Origin of the sequence: Streptomyces sp. NPDC059787 (assembly GCF_042732315.1) — a bacterium.
Lineage (GTDB): Bacteria > Actinomycetota > Actinomycetes > Streptomycetales > Streptomycetaceae > Streptomyces > Streptomyces atrovirens.
Map to the genome: position 1 here is coordinate 158,904 of NZ_JBHWHX010000013.1, position 18,892 is coordinate 177,795.

The 18,892-nt window shown below is 72.5% G+C and carries 13 protein-coding genes; 10 read left to right on the forward strand and 3 right to left on the reverse strand.

Translation table 11 applies throughout. The annotated features are described in order from the left end of the window. The first annotated feature begins 178 nt into the window (after positions 1 to 178). From ACFV5H_RS15480 to ACFV5H_RS15525, 10 genes are all read left to right on the forward strand, one after another. A complete protein-coding gene (locus ACFV5H_RS15480) occupies positions 179 to 1,390 on the forward strand; it encodes an IS701 family transposase (protein ID WP_385046356.1) in 1,212 nt (403 codons plus the stop codon). An 87-nt stretch (positions 1,391 to 1,477) separates the two neighbouring features. After that, a complete protein-coding gene (locus ACFV5H_RS15485; RefSeq protein WP_385046359.1) occupies positions 1,478 to 1,921 on the forward strand; it encodes a winged helix-turn-helix transcriptional regulator in 444 nt (147 codons plus the stop codon). A 104-nt stretch (positions 1,922 to 2,025) separates the two neighbouring features. After that, positions 2,026 to 3,015 (forward strand): DUF1702 family protein, encoded by a 990-nt coding sequence (locus tag ACFV5H_RS15490; protein ID WP_385046362.1) that lies wholly within the window; start codon positions 2,026 to 2,028, stop codon positions 3,013 to 3,015. Positions 3,016 to 3,096: 81 nt separating this feature from the next. Continuing rightward, a complete protein-coding gene (locus tag ACFV5H_RS15495; RefSeq protein ID WP_385046365.1) occupies positions 3,097 to 4,086 on the forward strand; it encodes a DUF1702 family protein in 990 nt (329 codons plus the stop codon). A 56-nt stretch (positions 4,087 to 4,142) separates the two neighbouring features. Next, on the forward strand, positions 4,143 to 5,993 hold the full coding sequence (locus ACFV5H_RS15500; RefSeq protein ID WP_385046551.1) for a CRTAC1 family protein: 1,851 nt from the start codon (positions 4,143 to 4,145) through the stop codon (positions 5,991 to 5,993). A gap of 2 nt (positions 5,994 to 5,995) precedes the next feature. After that, positions 5,996 to 7,063: an enediyne biosynthesis protein gene (locus ACFV5H_RS15505; RefSeq protein WP_385046368.1), complete on the forward strand. Its 1,068-nt coding sequence runs from the start codon at positions 5,996 to 5,998 to the stop codon at positions 7,061 to 7,063. Beyond that, on the forward strand, positions 7,060 to 12,990 hold the full coding sequence (locus tag ACFV5H_RS15510) for an SDR family NAD(P)-dependent oxidoreductase (RefSeq protein ID WP_385195111.1): 5,931 nt from the start codon (positions 7,060 to 7,062) through the stop codon (positions 12,988 to 12,990). The genes ACFV5H_RS15505 and ACFV5H_RS15510 overlap by 4 nt, the downstream gene beginning before the upstream one ends. A gap of 3 nt (positions 12,991 to 12,993) precedes the next feature. Next, on the forward strand, positions 12,994 to 13,452 hold the full coding sequence (locus ACFV5H_RS15515; RefSeq protein WP_073937998.1) for a thioesterase family protein: 459 nt from the start codon (positions 12,994 to 12,996) through the stop codon (positions 13,450 to 13,452). Next, positions 13,449 to 13,988 (forward strand): flavin reductase family protein, encoded by a 540-nt coding sequence (locus tag ACFV5H_RS15520; RefSeq protein ID WP_385046374.1) that lies wholly within the window; start codon positions 13,449 to 13,451, stop codon positions 13,986 to 13,988. The genes ACFV5H_RS15515 and ACFV5H_RS15520 overlap by 4 nt, the downstream gene beginning before the upstream one ends. Before the next feature lies 1 nt (position 13,989). Next, a complete protein-coding gene (locus tag ACFV5H_RS15525; protein WP_385195114.1) occupies positions 13,990 to 15,339 on the forward strand; it encodes a cytochrome P450 in 1,350 nt (449 codons plus the stop codon). Positions 15,340 to 15,661: 322 nt separating this feature from the next. On the opposite strand, the gene ACFV5H_RS15530 is transcribed toward ACFV5H_RS15525, so the two are convergent. From ACFV5H_RS15530 to ACFV5H_RS15540, 3 genes are all read right to left on the reverse strand, one after another. Next, positions 15,662 to 16,423, reverse strand: coding sequence for a maleylpyruvate isomerase family mycothiol-dependent enzyme (locus ACFV5H_RS15530; RefSeq protein ID WP_385195117.1), 762 nt, complete (start codon positions 16,421 to 16,423; stop codon positions 15,662 to 15,664). A gap of 328 nt (positions 16,424 to 16,751) precedes the next feature. Beyond that, positions 16,752 to 17,474 carry a helix-turn-helix transcriptional regulator gene (locus tag ACFV5H_RS15535; RefSeq protein WP_385195149.1) on the reverse strand — a complete coding sequence of 241 codons (723 nt, stop codon included), beginning with the start codon at positions 17,472 to 17,474 and terminating at the stop codon, positions 16,752 to 16,754. 88 nt (positions 17,475 to 17,562) lie between these two features. After that, on the reverse strand, positions 17,563 to 18,657 hold the full coding sequence (locus ACFV5H_RS15540; RefSeq protein WP_385195119.1) for a transcriptional regulator: 1,095 nt from the start codon (positions 18,655 to 18,657) through the stop codon (positions 17,563 to 17,565). Positions 18,658 to 18,892: the final 235 nt, after the last annotated feature.

Consider the following 18,892-nt stretch of genomic DNA (forward strand, 5'->3'; position numbering starts at 1 on the left):
GGTACGGGATCCGACGGTACGGGGTCCGGTGGGCAAACAGCCCGGTCAGAGGGCAGCGGACCGGCCAACTTGGCGAAGTGCATTCGTCAACTCCCCGGAGTCGAGAAAAAAAGAGGTTGTTCGCTATTATTTTAGCGCGGTCGACAGCCGCGGACCGATCCAGGGGAGGGGACTTGCCATGGCTGGACGAGCGCTGACGCACGCGAACACCTCGATACCGGTCTTCACCGAGCAGATCTTCGAGTGCCTGCCGCGTGCCGATCAGCGCCGGTGGGCCCACGCCTATGTGCAGGCGCTGCTCACCACCCCGGGCAAGAAGTCGGTCCGGCGCCTCGCCGCGACGGTCTCGGCCTCACCGGCCACCTCCCAGTCGCTCCACCAGTTCGTCAACGCGAGTCCCTGGGAGTGGAACCCGGTCCGCACGGAGCTGGCCAGGTGGGCGGAGCGGCAGGCGCCCCCCATGGCCTGGGTGGTCGACCAGGCCGTACTGCGCAAACGGGGGGAGCACTCCTGCGGGGTGCACCGCCGGTTCCTGCCCTCCACCGGACGGTCGGTCACCTGCCAGGTCGGCGTCGGCGCCTTCCTCGCCTCGGCGGGGGCGGTCGCGCCGGTCGACTGGCGTCTGCTGCTGCCGGGTTCCTGGGCCAAGGACCCCGAACGCCGCCGGCGCGCCCGCATCCCGTCCGACGCCGGACTGCGTACGGCGGAACAGCACGCCCTCGACCTGATCGACTCCCTCGCCACCACCGCCGGGAGCACCCCACTGCCGGTCGTCTGCAGCCTGGACCCGGCCGCCGGTTTCGGCGTCAGGACCCTGCTGCACGGGCTCGCCCTGCGCGGGCGGGACTTCGTCGTCCCGGTGCCCGGCAACCTGCACGTGATGGTCGGCCGGCACCTGCGGACGCAGCGTCCCCGCAGCGGTGACGGCTACGGCCTGGTCCTCACGGCGGGCAGCCTCCTGGGTGCGGGCGGCGGCATACCGGACCGCGTCGAGACGGTGGCCCGCCGGGACGGCGACGGCCGCCCCGTGACGGTCGTCTCCAGCTTCGTCCACCTGCCCGGTCAGGGTTCCTCGGGTGCCCACGCCCACCGCACCTACCGGCTGCTGGCCGTCCGGTCCGACAGCGAACGCCGCCCGCTCCAGTTCTGGCTGACCAGCCTCATCCACACCCGTACGGAATCCGTCCTCGCGCTCGCGCGGTTGCTGCCGCGGGTGGGGGAGGCCGTGCGCGAGATGAAGGACGGCTTCGGACTGCTCGACTTCGAGGGCCGGTCGTATCCGGGCTGGCACCACCACATGACCCTCGTCTCGGCGGCCTACGCCTACGACCGGTTCACCCGGCAGGCCGCCCCCGCGGTGCCCGAACGCCACCTCCTGGCGGCGGTGTGAACGCCGCCGCCCACTCCCGCGGTGACGGAACGCCACCGTGGACCACCCCCGGAACCGCCGAAAGGCCCTCCCTACCGGTGTGATCAGATGCTGAGACATACGTATGAGGGGCAGGACTGCAACCTCGCCCGAACGCTCGAGGTGATCGGAGAGCGCTGGACGCTCCTGATCGTCCGTACGGCGCTGCTCGGCAGCAGCCGCTTCGAAGGGTTCCTGGAGAACCTCGACATCGCCAGGAACGTCCTGACCAACCGCCTGACCAGGCTGGTCGAGCACGGTGTCATGGAGCGCGTCCCCTACCAGGACAAGCCCGTGCGGTACGAGTACCGGCTCACCCCCGCGGGCAAGGACCTCACCTGTGCCGTCCTCGCCCTGATGCAGTGGGGCGACCGCAATCTGCCGCACGAGCTGGGACCGCCCCGCCGCGCGGACCACGTCGGCTGCGAGAGCCCCGTCCGCGCGGAGCTGCGCTGCGCGCAGTGCGGCCGTGCCGTGCACGACGAGGAGGTCCAGGTACGCCGCATCCGCTGAACGCCGCGCAGGGCATGGTCGAAGATGCCCGGCGCGGGCCGGACCGCCCACGATGGCCCCCCGGCCGCCGGAACGGGGCGGCGCTCGTAGGAGGAGGCACGCACATGCCCGTACTGGGAGCTCTGCGCAGGCTGGTCATGGCCCCGTCGCTGGAGGAGGTGAGCTTCTCCGGCCGGGGTTTCGCGGTACGGGACGACGAGCGGGCCCGGAGGCTCGAGGCCGTTCCGCAGGCCGTCGTCACCGGCTTCGAATGGGGCATCGAGGACCGCGACCTCGCGACCACCGAACGCCGCCTGAGCCTGGTCGACCCCGAGCAGCGGGGCTTCGCCTACGAGGGCGCCACCATGGCGTGCGCCATCCGCGACACGATGGGCCGCTCCGGCCACCGCACCCGCGACCTGCTCACCGGCGGCGGCAGGCCGCACATCTTCCTGAACTACATCGGCATCGGCTTCGCCATGGCCAAGCTGCCGCGCCCCCTGTGGAAGAAGCTCGTCCCCGATCTGTCCGGGCCCGCGTACTACCCGCAGATGAGCTGGCTGTGCGTCGACGGCTACGGCTTCGACCGCGCCTACTTCGACACCGACACCTGGGTGACCCGCCAGCGGCTGGACGACCCGTACGCCTGGGAGGGCGACCCCGCCTACTGGCGCCGCGCCTTCGACCAGGGGGTCGGCCGTGCCCTGTGGTTCATCCACGGCGGGCACGCCGGGCACGTCACCGCGGCCGTCCGGGCGTTCGCCGGGGACCGGCAGGCGGACCTGTGGAGCGGCGTCGGTCTCGCCGCGACCTTCGCCGGCGGGAGCACTCCGGCCGAACTGGCCCTGCTGCGCGAGGAGGCGGGCTCCGACCGCGGGCACCTGGCGCAGGGGTCGGTGTTCGCCGCGAAGGCCCGCCATCACGCGGGGTTCGTGCCCGCGCACACCGAGGCCGCCGTCGAGGCGTTCACCGGACTGTCCGCCGAGGCCGCCGCCCTGCTCGCCGACGACTGCGCCCCGGCCGCCGTCCGCAGCGCCACCGCACCCGCCTACGAGGGCTGGCGCGCGGGGGTGCGTGAACGGCTCGCCGCCTTCTCCTCCGTTGAGCACATATGAAGTAGACGTGCGGTCCCGCCCCCTGGCTCAATTTGATTTGCTGGCGAAATTCCAGGGAGCTGAGAGGGGCGGGTCATCACCGTGGCCACTGGGTTTGGAGCTATTCGACGCAAGCTGTTCACACCTCCTGTTTCGGAAACGACCATGGAGGTGCGTGGATTTCACGTGAAGAACGAGGAAGCCAAGGCACGGCTGGAGAGAATAGGCGAGACATTCCTCCAGGGCTACGCCTACGCGATGGAGGCGGCCTCGGCCGACGAGACCGAGGCGATGCTGGAGACCGTCCCCCGGGACGTGCGGGGCTTCGCCTACGAGGGCGCGGGCATGGGCGCCGTGGTCCACGACGCGCTCCCGGGCCACAGCGGCCGCCTGGCCGGTCTGCTGGCGGGCCAGGGGCGGCACCACGACTACATGATCTACGTCGGCATCGGCTGGGCGATGGCGCGGCTGCCCAAGCCGCTGTGGCCCGACATCAGCGCCACCGACCCCCTGCTGCGCTGGCTGGCCCTGGACGGATACGGCTTCCACCAGGCGTACTTCAAGACGGACTCCTACGTCCGCACGCCCGAGGTCCAGCACCCCTTCCGCTGGCGCGGCGGACACAACCACTACACGCCGAACGCCATCGACCAGGGCATCGGCCGCGCCCTGTGGTTCGTCGGGGGCACCGACCCCGAGGTCGTCACCGGCCTGATCCGCGCCTACCCCGAGCACCGCCACGGCGACCTGTACGCGGGCGCCGGACTCGCCTGCACCTACGCGGGCGGGGTGGACGAGGCCGAGCTGCGGAGCTTCGCCGAGGGGGCCGGCGAACACCGCTGGGCGCTGGCGCAGGGCTCCGCGTTCGCCGTCGAGGCGCGCATCAAGGCGGACACCGTCATCGAGCACACCCACCTCGCGGCCCGCGTCGTGTGCGACACGACGGCCGAGCGGGCCGCCCGTGTGTGCCGGGACCTCAGACCGCGTACGGCAGACCCGCGGGCCGCCTCCCCGGCCTACGAGACATGGCGGCGTGACGTCTCCGCCGAACTTTCTTCTCTTTCGCTGCTCCGGAAAGGTGCCGACCTGTGACGGTCACGAAGAACTGGGTGCGCAGGAATTCACCGGGAATTGTCGCCCTCGCGCTGATGGTGGGAACTTTCTACGCGGTACGGCTTCCCGAGTCGTCGGCCTCCGAGGTCGACGCACTCGCGAAGAACTTCGCATTCGAGCCGATGTCCATATCCATGCCTGCCGGATTCGAGAAGCAGGAGGTCCGTAAGGTCAACAAGGCCTTCAAGCACATCGACGCGTGGATCTCCTCGGTCGGCGCGGGCATCGCCCTCAACGACCTCGACCGCGACGGGCTGCCGAACGACCTGTGCGTCAGCGACCCGCGCATCGACCAGGCGGTGGTCACCCCCGCGCCGACACGGGGGGACGCCTACGCGGCCTTCGCGCTCGACCCGGCGCCGCTCGGCGTCAGCACGACCATGGCGCCGATGGGCTGTGTGCCCGGCGACTACAACGAGGACGGCGCGATGGACCTCCTCGTCTACTACTGGGGCCGCACCCCCGTCATCTTCGAGAACGAGGGCGCCAAGGGCGCGCCGCTGACGGCGGACTCCTTCCGGCCCACCGAGCTGCTGCCCGGCAAGCCCGGCGCGAAGTACACCGGGCCGCTGTGGAACTCCAACACCGCCGCCGTCGCCGACTTCGACGGTGACGGCCACGACGACATCTACGTCGGCAACTACTTCCCCGACAGCCCCGTCCTGGACCCCTCCAAGGACGGCGGCGTCACCATGAACGACTCCCTCTCGCAGGCCCGCAACGGCGGCGGCGGTCACTTCTTCCGCTGGACGCCGGACGGGTACGAGAAGACCGACGACGCCATCCCGCAGGGCCTGGACAAGGGCTGGTCGCTGGGCGTCTCGGCCGCCGACCTCGACGGCGACCGGCTGCCGGAGGTGTACCTCGCCCACGACTTCGGCACCTCGGCCCTGCTGCACAACGTCTCCCGCCCCGGTGAGATCGAGTTCCGCGAGGTCAAGGCCGAGCACTCCGGCACCGTCCCCAAGTCCAAGGAGCTGGGCCGCAGTTCGTTCAAGGGCATGGGTGTCGACTTCGGCGACCTGAACCACGACGGCCTGTTCGACATGTTCGTCAGCAACATCACGACGTCGTTCGGCATCCAGGAGTCCAACTTCGCCTTCGTCAACCGGGCCGACAGCAAGGCCGAGCTGCGGGGCAGCTTCCTGGAGGGCGACGCCCCCTACGAGGACGAGTCCGCCCCCCTCGGGCTCGCCTGGTCCGGCTGGGGCTGGGACGTGAAGATGGGCGACTTCGACAACGACGGGAACCTGGAGATCACCCAGGCCCTCGGCTTCGTCAAGGGCAAGCACAACCGCTGGCCGCAGCTGCAGGAGCTGGCCACCGCCAACGACGCCCTGGTCGCCAACCCGCAGTGGTGGCCCAACGTCGAGGTCGGCGACGACCTGGCCGGCAGCCAGCGGATGCGGTTCTTCGCCAAGGACCAGGAGAGCGGCCGGTACGCCAACCTGTCCCAGGAGCTCGGCATCGGCGAGCCCGTCCCGACCCGCGGCATCGCCACCGCCGACGTGGACGGCGACGGCCGCCTCGACATGGCCGTCGCCCGCCAGTGGGACGAGCCGGCCTTCTTCCGCAACGTCAGCGAGAACGCCGGTTCCTCCATGGAGCTGGAGCTGACCCACCCCGACGGCGCGCCCGTGGTCGGCGCCGAGGTCTGTGTCGAACTGCCCGACGGCACCATGCGCGTCGCCCGTCTCGACGGCGGGGGCGGCCACTCCGGCAAGCGCAGCACCGACGTGCACATCGGCCTGGGCAAGGGCGTCCAGGGACCGCTGCCCACCGTGCTGACCTGGCGCGACCGCAACGGCGACGTCCACGAGCAGAAGCTGCGGCTGGAGCCCGGCCGGCACGGCTTCGAGCTCGGCACCCAGGCCAAGGAGAAGTGATCATGTCCCCGTCCCAGACCGCCACCCCGCGCCACAGCACGAAGGTCGTCACGGCGCTGCGGAGATTCGCCATCTCGATCTCCGTGCTCAACGTCTTCGGCTACACCGTGCTCGGCTTCGAGCAGCCCTGGACCTGGCCCTTCATCGCCCTGGCCGTCGCCTACTCGCTGGAGATCGCCCTGGAGGCGATCGGCGCCCGGGCCGAGGGCCGCGCCCCCCGCTTCCAGGGCAACGGCCTCAAGGGCCTGATGGAGTTCCTGCTCCCGGCCCACATCACCGCGCTCGCGGTGAACATGCTCTCCTACGTCAACGACGTCATCTGGGTCATGCTCTTCGGCGTCATCGTCGCCGTCGGCACCAAGTGGGTGCTCAGGGCCCCGCTCAAGGGCCGTATGCGACATGTCATGAACCCATCGAACTTCGGGATCGCCGTCATCCTGCTGCTGTTCCCGTGGGCCTCCATCGCACCGCCGTACCAGTTCACCGAGTACCTCGACGGCGGCTTCGACTGGCTCGTCCCGGCGATCATCATCACCCTCGGCACGATGCTCAACGCCAAGCTCACCGAGCGCATGTGGCTCATCCTCGCCTGGGTCGGCGGCTTCGCCCTCCAGGCCGTCGTACGCGGCCTGGTGTTCGGCACCTCCATCCCGGCGGCCCTGGCGATGATGACCGGTGTCGCGTTCGTGCTCTTCACCAACTACATGATCACGGACCCCGGCACGACCCCGTCCTCCAAGTGGGGCCAGATCGCCTTCGGCGGCGGAGTCGCCGCCATGTACGGCGTCCTGACCGCGATGAGCGTGGCCTACGGCCTCTTCTTCGCCACCGCGCTCGTCTGCGCCATCCGGGGCGCCTTCCTGTGGACCGCGGACATCGTGGCCAAGCGGCGTGCCGAGGAGGCCCTGGCGCTGGCCGCCGTCGAACAGGCCGTGGACCGGGACGACGCGACCGGGCGGACCACGGACCCGAACGCCGTCGCCGAGCCGGCCTGCGACTGCCCGGCGGACGCCTGCGCCTGCCCGCCCGCGGACCCGGCGTCGACGCGGAAGGTGCCGGTGACCGCATGAGCAGCAGAATCGCCATCGTCGGCATAGCGTGCCGCTACCCCGACGCGAACTCGCCCCGGGAACTGTGGGACAACGCCGTCGCCGGACGGCGGGCCTTCCGCCGGCTGCCCGACGTCCGGATGAACCTGGACGACTACTGGGACGCCGACCCGTCCACCCCCGACACCTTCTACGCGCGCAACGCAGCCGTCATCGAGGGCTACGCGTTCGACCGGGTCGCCCACCGCATCGCGGGCAGCACCTTCCGCTCGACGGACATGACGCACTGGCTCGCCCTCGACACCGCCGGACGGGCCCTGGCCGACGCCGGGTTCCCCGGCGGCGAGGGACTGCCGCGCGAACGCACCGGAGTGGTGGTGGGCAACACGCTCACCGGCGAGTTCTCCCGTGCGAACGTCATGCGGCTGCGCTGGCCCTACGTACGGCGCGTGATGGCCTCCGCCCTCGCCGGGCAGGACGGCTGGGACGACGCCCGCATCGCGGACTTCCTCGCCGAGGTCGAGACCTCGTACAAGGAGCCGTTCCCGGCCGTCGACGAGGACTCGCTCGCCGGCGGGCTCGCCAACACCATCGCGGGCCGCATCTGCAACCACTTCGACCTGGGCGGCGGCGGGTACACCGTCGACGGGGCGTGCTCCTCCTCCCTGCTGTCGGTCACCACGGCCGGCACCGCGCTCCTCTCCGGCGACATCGACGTCGGCGTCGCCGGCGGCGTGGACCTGTCGATCGACCCGTTCGAGATCATCGGCTTCGCGAAGACGGGCGCCCTCGCCAAGGGCGAGATGAGGCTCTACGACCGCGGCTCCAACGGCTTCTGGCCGGGGGAGGGCTGCGGGATCGTCGTCCTGATGCGCGAGGAGGACGCCCTCGCGGCGGGCCACCGCGTCTACGCGACCATCGCGGGCTGGGGCGTCTCCTCGGACGGACAGGGCGGGATCACCCGCCCCGAGGTCAGCGGCTACCGGCTGGCCCTGCGGCGCGCCTACGAACGGGCCGGCTTCGGCATCGAGACGGTCCGCCTCTTCGAGGGCCACGGCACCGGGACCCCCGTCGGCGACACCACCGAGCTCACCGCGCTCACCGAGGAACGCGCCGCGGCCGGACCGGACGTCCCCGTCGCCGCCATCACCTCGGTCAAGGGCATGATCGGCCACACCAAGGCCGCCGCCGGCGTCGCGGGCCTGATCAAGGCCGCCCTGGCCCTCGACAACCACACCGTCCCGCCGTCGATCGGCACCGTCGACCCGCACGCCGTACTCACCGGCGAACAGGCCAACCTCAAGGCGCTGCGCAAGGCGGAACCCTGGCCCGAGGGCGTGCCGCGCCGGGCCGGCATCACCGCCATGGGCTTCGGCGGCATCAACACGCACGTGGTCCTCGACGAACCCGCCGTCCGGCGCCGGCCGCCGGCGCACCGCCGGCCCGTCGAACTGGCGGACTCCCCGCAGGACTGCGAACTGCTCGTCCTCGACGCCGAGTCGCCCCGGCAGCTGCGCACCCGGATCACCGAGGTCGCCGACTTCGTCGCCCGGGTCTCCTACGGCCAGGTCGCCGACCTGGCCGCCACCCTCCAGCGCGAACTGCGGGGCAGGACGCACCGCGCGGCCGTCGTCGTCTCCTCCCCGGAGGACGCCGAGCGACGCCTGCGGCACCTGGCCGGCCTGCTGGAGAACGGCGAGAGCACCCACACCGCCGCCGACGCGCGCGGCTTCCTGGGCAAGGTCACCGGACCCGCCCGGATCGGGTTCCTCTTCCCGGGGCAGGGCTCCGGCAAGGGCACCGGCGGAGGCGCGCTGCGCCGCCGTTTCGCGCAGGCCGCCGACGTCTTCGAGCGGGCCGGTCTGCCGAGCACCGGCGACATGGTCGCCACCGACGTGGCCCAGCCGCGCATCGCCACCGGCTCCGCCGCCGGACTGCGTGTCCTCGACACGCTGCGCCTGGAGGCGGCCGTCGCCGTCGGGCACAGCCTCGGCGAGCTCTCGGCCCTGCACTGGGCGGGAGCCTTCGACGAGCGGACGCTGCTGGAGGCGGCGCGGGTGCGGGGCGGGGCCATGGCCCGGCACAGCGCCTCGGGCACCATGGCCTCCCTGCAGGCCTCCCCCGAGCGGGCGGAGGAGCTCGTCGCCGGCCTCGACGTGGTCGTCGCCGGATACAACGGCCCCGAGCAGACCGTGGTCGCCGGCACCGTCGAGGCGGTCGGTGACGTCGAGCGCCGGGCCGGTGAGGCCGGCGTGGGCTGCACCCGGCTCGCCGTCTCCCACGCCTTCCACTCGCCCCTGGTCGCCCCGGCGGCCGAGTCGTTCGGCACCTGGCTGGCCGGGGCGGACCTCGGACAGGTCCACGGCAGGGTCGTCTCCACCGTCACCGGCGGCGAACTGGACCGGGACACCGACGTCCCCGCGCTGCTGAGCCGTCAGATCACCGCTCCCGTCCGCTTCACCCAGGCGGTGCGCGAGGCGGCCCGGCACGTCGACCTGTTCGTCGAGGTCGGCCCGGGCCGGGTGCTCAGCGGCATCGCGCGGGCGGCCACGGACGTACCGGCCGTCGCGCTGGACACCGACGACGAGTCGCTGCGCGGCCTCCTGGGCGTCGCGGGCGCCGCGTTCGTCGCGGGCGCGCCCGTCGCGCTCGAGGGCCTCTTCCGGGACCGGCTGATCCGGCCGCTGAAGGTGGGCCAGGAGTTCTCCTTCCTCGCCAGCCCGTGCGAGCAGGCGCCCCACGACGGCCCGCCCGCCGTCCGCGCGCCGCGCCCGGCGCCCGCACAGGTCCCGGCCGGTGCGACCGCGGCACCGGCCGGCACGTCCGCCGCACCGGTCCGTACGCCCGCCGTCCAGGAACCTCCGGCCGCCGTGCCCGCGGCCTCCACGGGCGGGGCGTCCCCCGCCGTCGAGGAGACGGCCGCGGAGCGGGAACCGGCGCTGGACGTACTGCGCGCCCTGGTCGCCGAACGCGCCGAACTCCCGGCCGAACTCGTCGACCCCGACAGCCGGCTCCTGGACGACCTGCACCTGAGCTCCATCACCGTCGGCCAGATCGTCAACCTCGCGGCGACCCGCCTCGGGATCGCGCCGACCCAGCTGTCGACCAACTTCGCCACCGCCAGCCTCACCGAACTCGCCGAGGCCCTGGACACCCTGGTCAGCACCGGCGCCACGGCGGCCGAGGACACCACCGTCGCCGCCACGGTGACGGGCGCCGCACCCTGGGCGCGGCCGTTCGCCGTGGACCTGGCGGAGGTGGCCGCGCCGCCGGCCGGCGCCGCCGAGGCGGACGGCGTGTGGGAACTGTTCGGCACCGCCGAGCAGACCTTCTGCCAGGACCTGAAGAAGGCGCTGGAAGGCGCCGGCACCGGCGCCGGCGTCCTCGCCGTCCTGCCCCGGGGCTGCCCCCCGCAGCAGGTGGACGAGGTGCTCGCCGCCGCCAGGAACGCCCTGGCCGGAGCACGGGAGCGGCGGTTCGTCCTGGTGCAGGACGGACGCGGCGCCGCGGGCCTGGCCAAGACCCTGCACCAGGAGGCCCCGCACCTGCGCACCACGATCGTCCAGACCCCGCTGAACGCCGACGCGGTGGCACGTGTCGTCACCGAGGTCCGCGCGACCGCCCGGTTCAGCGAGGCCCACTACGACACGGCCGGGGTGCGGCGCGTGCCGACCCTGCGGGCCCTGCCGGTCGAGCAGGAGAACACCGACCTCCCGCTCGGCGCCACCGACGTACTGCTGGTGACCGGCGGCGGCAAGGGCATCTCCGCCGAGTGCGCCCTGGCCGTCGCCCGGAGGACCGGGGCGAAGCTGGCCGTGCTCGGCCGGTCGGACCCGGCCGCCGACACCGAACTCGCCGAGAACCTGGCGCGGATGGCCGACAGCGGCGTCGGCGTGCACTACGCCCGCGCCGACGTCACCGACCCCGAGCGGACCGCGGCGGCCGTCGCCGAACTGGAGAAGGCGCTGGGGAAGATCACCGGCGTACTGCACGGAGCCGGCCGCAACGAACCGGCCCCCCTGACCGAGCTGGACGCGCGGGACTTCCGCCGCACCTTCGCCCCGAAGGTCGACGGCCTGCGCACCGTCCTCGACGCGGTGGGGGCCGGCGGGCTGAAGCTGCTGGTCTCCTTCGGCAGCATCATCGGCCGGGCCGGACTGCGCGGCGAGGCCCACTACGCCACCGCCAACGAGTGGCTGGCGGACCTCACCGAGGAGACCGCCCGCACCCATCCGCAGCTGCGCGCGAGGTGCGTGGAGTGGTCGGTGTGGTCCGGCGTCGGCATGGGCGAGAAGCTCTCCGTCGTCGAGTCGCTCTCCCGCGAGGGCATCACGCCCGTCTCACCCGACCAGGGCGTGGAGATCCTGCTGCGCCTGATCTCCGACCCGGACGCGCCCGTGGTCACAGTCGTCAGCGGCCGCACCGAGGGCATCGAGACCGTACGCCGCGACCTGCCGCCGCTGCCGCTGCTGCGGTTCACCGGCAACCCGCTGGTGCGCTACCACGGCGTCGAACTCGTCACCGAGGTGGAGCTGAACGCGGGCACCGACCCCTACCTGGCCGACCACCTGCTCGACGGCAACCTGCTGCTGCCCGCCGTCATGGGCATGGAGGCGATGACACAGGTCGCGACCGCCGCGACCGGCTGGGACGGCACCCCCGTCATCGAAGGTGCGAAGTTCCTGCGGCCCATCGTCGTGCCGCCGGACGGCAGCACCAGGATCCGCGTCGCCGCCACCGTCACCGGCCGCGACACCGTCGACGTCGCCGTGCACGCCGAGGACACCGGCTTCGTGGCCGAGCACTTCCGGGCCCGGCTCGTCTTCGGCGGCGCCCAGGCCCCCGACGGGCCGCCCGAGCAGGTGCCCGAGGGCACCGTGCCGGTCCCGCTCGACCCGGCCGCCGACCTGTACGGCGGGCTGCTCTTCCAGGGAGCGCGCTTCCAGCGGCTGCGCCGCTTCCACCGGGCCGCGGCCCGGCACGTCGACGCCGACGTCGACGTGCGGCGCCGGCCCGAGGGCTGGTTCGCCGGATTCCTGCCGGGGCAACTGCTGCTGGCCGACCCGGGCATGCGCGACGCGCTCATGCACGGCAACCAGGTCTGCGTGCCCGACGCCACCCTGCTGCCGTCCGGCGTCGAGCGGATCCACCCGCTCGGCTCCGGCGACCACGTGCCGGAGCGGCTGAGGTACACGGCCGTCGAACGCAGCCGGGACGGCAACACCTACGTCTACGACATCGCCGTACGGGACGAGGACGGCACCGTCGTCGAGCGCTGGGAGGGACTGACCCTGCACGCCGTGCGCCGGACCGACGGGGCAGGACCCTGGGTCGCGCCCCTGCTCGGCCCGTACCTGGAGCGCACGCTCGAGGACGTCCTGGACGCCCGGATCGCGGTCGCCGTCGAACCGCACGGCGGACAGCCCGCCGGCTCGGTGACCCAGCGCCGCGGTTTCACCGCGGACGCGGCGGCCCGTGCCCTGGGCACCCCGGTGACGGTCAGCCACCGGCCCGACGGACGCCCCGAACTCCCGGCGGACCGGCACCTGTCGATGTCCGCGGCACACGGGCTCGGGGTGACCCTCAGCGCCGTCTCCGCATCGGAGGTGGCCTGCGACATCGAAGCGGTCAGCATGCGCTCGGAGGCCGAATGGCAGGGGCTGCTCGGCGAGCACGCCCCGGTGGCGCGGCTGGTCGCCAAGGAGACCGGTGAGGCGCCCGACACCGCCGCCACGCGGGTGTGGAGCGCCGTCGAGTGCCTCCAGAAGGCCGGGATCATGGCGGGGGCGCCGCTGACCGTGCTGCCCGGACGCAAGGAGGCGTGGGTGGAGTTCGCCGTCGGCGGCATCCGCATCGCCACCTTCGTCACCGCGCTGCGCGACGCCCTGGAGCCCGCGGTCTTCGCCTTCCTCGTGCACGACACGGACCGAACCGAAGGGCGGCCCTAGACCATGGCGGAAGACTACTTCGAGTACCGGCACACCGTCGGCTTCGAGGAGACCAACCTCGTCGGCAATGTCTACTACGTCAACTACCTGCGCTGGCAGGGGCGTTGCCGGGAGATGTTCCTCCAGGACAAGGCCCCGGAGATCCTGGCGGACCTGCAGGACGACCTCAAGCTGTTCACGCTGAAGGTGGACTGCGAGTTCTTCGCCGAGATCACCGCGTTCGACGAGCTGTCCATCCGGATGCGCCTGTCCGAACTGGGCCAGACCCAGCTCGAGTTCGGCTTCGACTACATCAAGGTCACCGGCGGCGCCGAGGTCCTGGTGGCCCGCGGCCGCCAGCGCATCGCCTGCATGCGCGGTCCGAACACCAACACGGTGCCCTCCCTCATCCCGGAGGCCCTGGCCCGCGCGCTGCAGCCGTACGGCGCGCGGCCCGCCTCCCTGACGGGACGGACCGCATGAGCACCCTGACCGCCGCACCGCCGTGGACCGCCTCCGCGGGCGACGCCACACGGCTGCGGCGGGCCTTCGGGGCGTTCGCCACCGGGGTGACCGTGGTGACGGTCGGCGGCGCCTCCCCGCGGGGCATGACCGCCAACTCGTTCACCTCCGTCTCCCTCGACCCGGCGCTCGTACTGCTGTGCGTCGGCAGGGACGCCGGCATGTACCGGAGCCTCGCCGAGGCCGACACGTTCGCCGTGTCGGTGCTGGCCGCGGACCAGGAGGACGTGGCCCGGTACTTCGCCAGCCGCTCGCGGCCCGCCGGCGCACGGCAGTTCGACGCCGTCGGCTGGCTGCCGGGACACCGGAGCGCCGCCCCCCTGATCGCGGGGGCGGCGGCCCACTTCGAGTGCGCGAGCTGGCGGACGTACGACGGTGGCGACCACGCGGTCTTCCTGGGCCGCGTGCTCGCCCTGGACCAGGCGCCGGAGCGCGAGCCGCTGGTGTTCCACGGGGGCCGCTTCCGGCAGCTCTCCGACCAGGCACCGGAGGTGTGACATGAGCGTGCACCCCCCGGGCCCGCCGGTGTGGGCCCTGCCCGGACTGCTGCGCAAGCTCGCCGTGGACCGGCTCGGCATGATGCGGGACGCCGCCCGGCTGTCCGACGCCGTGCGGGTCGCCATGGGGCCGAAGAAGATGTACATCTTCAACCGGCCCGACTACGCCAAACACGTCCTGGCCGACAACGCCGCCAACTACCACAAGGGCATCGGCCTGGTGGAGTCCCGCAAGATCCTCGGAGACGGGCTGCTCACCAGCGAGGGCGAGCTGTGGCGCGCCCAGCGCACCAACGTCCAGCCCGCGTTCCGGCCCCGGCGCATCACCGAACAGGCGGGAGCGGTCGCCGAGGAGGCGGCCGCGCTGGTCGCCCTGCTGCGCACCCGGGCCGGACAGGGACCCGTCGACGTGCTCAAGGAGCTCACCGGGCTGACCCTCGGAGTGCTGGGCCGCACCCTCATGGACACGTCCCTGGACGGTCACGGCGGCATCGCCCACGCCTTCGAGGCGGTCCAGGACCAGGCGATGTTCGACATGGTGACGCAAGGACTGGTGCCGACCTGGGTGCCGCTGGCCACCCAGCGGCGGTTCCGCAGGGCCCGCCGGGACCTGACCCGGACCGTCGACGAACTGGTCGCCGACCGCGCCTCCCGGCTGGACGAGGCCGCTCCCGGTGACGACGCGTTCGCCCGGATGATCCTGGCCGCACGCCGGCACGACGACCCCGCCGTGGGCCGCCGGCTGCTGCGCGAGGAACTCGTCACCCTGCTGCTGGCCGGGCACGAGACCACGGCGAGCACCCTGGGCTGGACCCTGCTCCTGCTGGCGCGCCATCCGCACGTGCGCGACCTGCTGCGGGACGAGGCCCGCGCCGTCCTGGCCGACGGCCGTATGCCGGACGCCGACGACCTGCACAAGCTGACGTACACCACGCAGGTGATCCAGGAGGCCATGCGCCTGTACCCGCCGGTGTGGATCCTGCCGCGCATCGCACAGCGGGCCGACGAGGTGGGCGGCTTCCCGGTCCCGGCCGGGGCCGACGTCCTGGTCTGCCCCTACACCCTGCACCGCCACCCGGACCTGTGGGACGACCCCGAACGGTTCGACCCGGGCCGCTTCGACGCGGCACGGGCCGCCAACCGCCCCCGGTACGCCTACATCCCCTTCGGCGCGGGGCCCCGGTTCTGCGTGGGCAGCGGCCTCGGGATGATGGAGGCCGTCTTCGTCACCGCGCTGGTCACCCGGGACCTGGACCTGGACGTCGTACCGGGGCACCGGGGCGTACCGGAACCGATGATGTCGCTGCGGATGCGCGGCGGGCTGCCGATGACGGTCCGCGAGGCCGGCTGACGCACACGGAAGGGGCGAGCGCTCTCCGTCGCACCGTCCCGGGCTCCGTCCGCCGTGGTCGGCGCGGCCGTCCACCGGGACCGCTCAGCCCGGCGGTGTGTCGCGTCGGTGACGTCCATCGCCGAACGCTGCTCAGCAGTGGAGGACCTCGAGCGAGTGCCCCGCCGGACGGAACCCACCGGCGGGGCGCTCGTGCGTCAGGCGGCCGTCCGGTCGTGTCACCTGGTGAGTTTTGATGTCGCTGACTCGCCGTGGAAGACGGGCGGGACATGTGTTCGTCGCCGGCGGAGACAGTCGTGGTCCATGACCGCCGCTCGACCGGCTACTCCTCGGGCTCCCAGGCGATCAGCCGCTCGAACACCTGCTGGTCGCCCTCGATCCTCAGGTCGCTCGGCGTGAGGCGGCCCCAGACGAAGAGGAGCAGCTGCTCGGCCGTGCCCGTGGCCGAAGCGGAGGCGGGCGCGGCGTCGTCCGTGAGGGGTGCGGGCCAGGCGCCGGTGCCGTCCAGCGCGAGGAGCCAGGAGCGGCCCTCGGTGGCGTGGTAGTGGATGGTGGCGGCCTCGTGCGGCCAGGCCGCCGGGGTGGAGTTGCAGGTGTCGAGGAACTCGGCCACGCCGTCGATCGCGACGTCCGCCGGCATCGGCTGCACGGCGCCTGCGGCGAGCTGGGCGTCGTAGGTGTGCACCAGCACCTCGTGCACCCGGCGCCGGGCAACGCCCCAGGCGTTCGCCGGCGACACGCCGGCGCCCCACCACGTCCAGCACTCGCGCTCCGGGCCGGCCTCGCGCAGCGCGCTCAGCAGCAGCTCGTTCGACTCGGCGTACCAGGCCAGCAGCGCCTCGAGTTCGCGCGGCACCTCCGCGGCATCCTTGACCGGCGGAGCATCGGCCGGGCCCGCGGCGACGATCGCGGCCCACCAGCGCTGGCCCGTACCCAGGTGCCGCACCAGATCGGACAACGTCCACTCGGGGCAGGACGGCACCGGCGCGTCAAGGCCGGGCGCGGCGGCAACCGCACTCCGGAACGCGGCCGACCGCTCGTCGATCAGTCGCAGCAGGGCGGAATACTCAAGACTCTCTGTCACATCGCTTGCCTAGCACCCCAGCTCAGCCGACCGCACCCTGTTTTCCGGGCCGTCGGCTGCGGAAGCCGGAGCACCTGGTGGAGAGCCCGGTCGTAGCCGTATTCCCTTCCTGGCCGGAGCGGGCCCCGCTCGGCTGGGACACCTCCGACGCCACACCGGTGGCCGATACCGTGACGTTCCTGCTGAGTGACGCGGCGCGCGCCATCACGGGCCAGGTCTCCACAGGCCCCCGTTCCGGCACCATGATGGGAGCGTTCCTCCCGGCGAAACACCGCGTGAGCAGCGTCGGGCCGGGAGAAACGCTCCCAGCGCCGACTTTCCGTGGGCGTCAGCCGGCGGCCTGCTCCAGTGCGTTGGACCGTAGGTCGAGCAGGGCCATCAGTACGGGCGGGTCCAGTTCCCCGACCGGGCGCAGCGTGATCTCGGCGGGCAGCAGCAGGGTGTCCGCGTGTGCGGTGACCGGCCCGTAGCAGCCGACGGAGACGGTGTCCTCGTCCCCGATGCCCGACGGGAGGTCCTCGCTGCCGTACGGGACGGAGTGCACGAGCACGTACCAGGTGCCCGCGGGTATGTCGCGCAGCTCGAAGCCGCCGGGTCCGTCCAGGACGATGCAGCGCACCGGCTGCCCCTGCGGGACCGGTGTGGGGAAGAGGCCGACGAAGCAGTGGCCGGGGAAGCGGCCCTCGGGCAGGGAGATCTGCCCGCGCAGGGTGGTGCGCGGGCCGTCGTCCTCGGGGCCCGCGTCGGAGTCGATGGCCGAGGTGAATCCGCCGAGCTCTCTGAATACGCTCGGAGAAACCCCCACACACGCCTTGAAGCGGGAACTGAACGTGCCCACGCTGCTGTATCCGACCTGACTGCTGATGTCGGCCACGCTGAATGTGGTGTCGAGCAGGAGGCGTTTCGCCTCCTGCAGCCGGAGCGCTGAGAGAAATCGCCCCGGTGAGGTCCCCGTCACATCCCGGAACACCCGGGTGAAGTGGAACTTGCTGAACATCGCGGTGCGCGCCATGTCGTCGATGGTGAGATCCTGGCCCAGATTGGCCTGCATATCGACGATCACCCTGTGGACTGCACGCTCGATCGTGGTGGAGGTCACCGTTTCTCCCTGGTGGTCGAGAATGGCGATACCGCGCCTGTCAGTTCCGGGACGTCGGCGCGGGCCGGACGGTGCCGGCCGGCCCCATGTCGGTCAGCCGGCGGCTGGTCAGGTCCTCGGCGAACCTGCGCCAGGTGTGCGAGCACTGCAGAGCCAGTTCGGCCACGGTGGCCGTGCAGTGCGGGGGGACGGCGCCCGCCTGCTGCCGCCATGCCTCGTCCACCACGAAGTGGGTGTGCAGCCAGCGCAGGAAGTGGCGGCCGGACTCGGACTGGCGCAGCGACGGGTCGGCGGCGAGGTTGCGCAGTGTCTCCAGTGGTGTGCGGCTGCGTCCGCCGGTGGCCGGCCGTCCGCCTGCCGTCGGCCGGCCTGCCGCCGGGCGGCCGGGCTCGGCCGGTGCGGGCTCCCGGTCCGCGGGGGCGGCCGGGGCGGAGCCGGCGTCCGCCGGCCGGTCCTCCGGCGCCTTGCCGCGCCGCCGGCTCGGCACCGGGGTCTCCCCGCGCTGGAGACGTCTGCGCACGTCGTGGGCGGTGCCCAGGGACAGGCCGGACTGCTGGGCGACGGCCCGCAGCGGCAGCTCCGGCCGGCTGGTCATGAGTTCCGCCGCCCGCAGCCGCTCCAGCGTGCGGTCCAGCGGGTGCTCCCTGCCGTCGCTGCCCGTCCGCGTGTTCGACCGTGGAGAGTCCACGGTTGAACTGCGCCGTACGGCCGCGACCGTCTTGGGGTCCAGGCCGGCGCAGGTGGCGACGGTCCGGTCGGAGAGGTCCGGGTGGGAGCGCAGGATGCGCTCGGCGGCGGCCTTGCGGTCCGCCGTCGACAGCGGCAGCCCGTGGGCGATGTTCGCGGACACCGAGCGCAGGAAGGCGTCCTTCTCGGGTCCGTCGAAGTAGTGCACCTCGACGGCGTCCTGCCCCTTCAGGGCGGCGGCGGCCACCCGGTGCGAACCGTCGACGATCCGCATCGTCGGCCGGTGGACCAGTATCGGCGGCAGCGAGGCCAGGACATCGGCCAGGCGCTGCACGTGCAGGGGGTCGACCCCGTTCAGCCGGGGGGAGTCGGCCGGCCGCAACACCGCGATAAGGACCCGCTGGGTGAAGTTCGTCGGCAGTTCCAGAGCCTTGTCCGTGCTTTCCAACCTTGACACCCCCCTGGACCGGTACGAATTGTTCCGGCTCCTCTTCATTCCGGGACGGTGGTCCCGTGTCCGACGGAAGAGGAATACGTCGGCAAGAACGTTAAGCGATCGAACGGCCATTTGTACGGGCCGACGGCGGCGATGCTTCGACTCCGCCTAGTTCATTCATGCAACTCACCGTTCGCTGAACGCCGCCGGCGTCAGTTGTTTGAAAAGACTCGGCAGCTCTACGTTC

Coding starts and splice junctions, on each gene's coding strand:
- ACFV5H_RS15480 (WP_385046356.1), top strand. CDS start 179: ATGGCTGGACGAGCGCTGACGCACGCGAACACCTCGATACCGGTCTTC.
- ACFV5H_RS15485 (WP_385046359.1), top strand. CDS start 1,478: ATGCTGAGACATACGTATGAGGGGCAGGACTGCAACCTCGCCCGAACG.
- ACFV5H_RS15490 (WP_385046362.1), top strand. CDS start 2,026: ATGCCCGTACTGGGAGCTCTGCGCAGGCTGGTCATGGCCCCGTCGCTG.
- ACFV5H_RS15500 (WP_385046551.1), top strand. CDS start 4,143: ATGGTGGGAACTTTCTACGCGGTACGGCTTCCCGAGTCGTCGGCCTCC.
- ACFV5H_RS15505 (WP_385046368.1), top strand. CDS start 5,996: ATGTCCCCGTCCCAGACCGCCACCCCGCGCCACAGCACGAAGGTCGTC.
- ACFV5H_RS15510 (WP_385195111.1), top strand. CDS start 7,060: ATGAGCAGCAGAATCGCCATCGTCGGCATAGCGTGCCGCTACCCCGAC.
- ACFV5H_RS15515 (WP_073937998.1), top strand. CDS start 12,994: ATGGCGGAAGACTACTTCGAGTACCGGCACACCGTCGGCTTCGAGGAG.
- ACFV5H_RS15520 (WP_385046374.1), top strand. CDS start 13,449: ATGAGCACCCTGACCGCCGCACCGCCGTGGACCGCCTCCGCGGGCGAC.
- ACFV5H_RS15525 (WP_385195114.1), top strand. CDS start 13,990: ATGAGCGTGCACCCCCCGGGCCCGCCGGTGTGGGCCCTGCCCGGACTG.
- ACFV5H_RS15535 (WP_385195149.1), bottom strand. CDS start 17,474: ATGCAGGCCAATCTGGGCCAGGATCTCACCATCGACGACATGGCGCGC.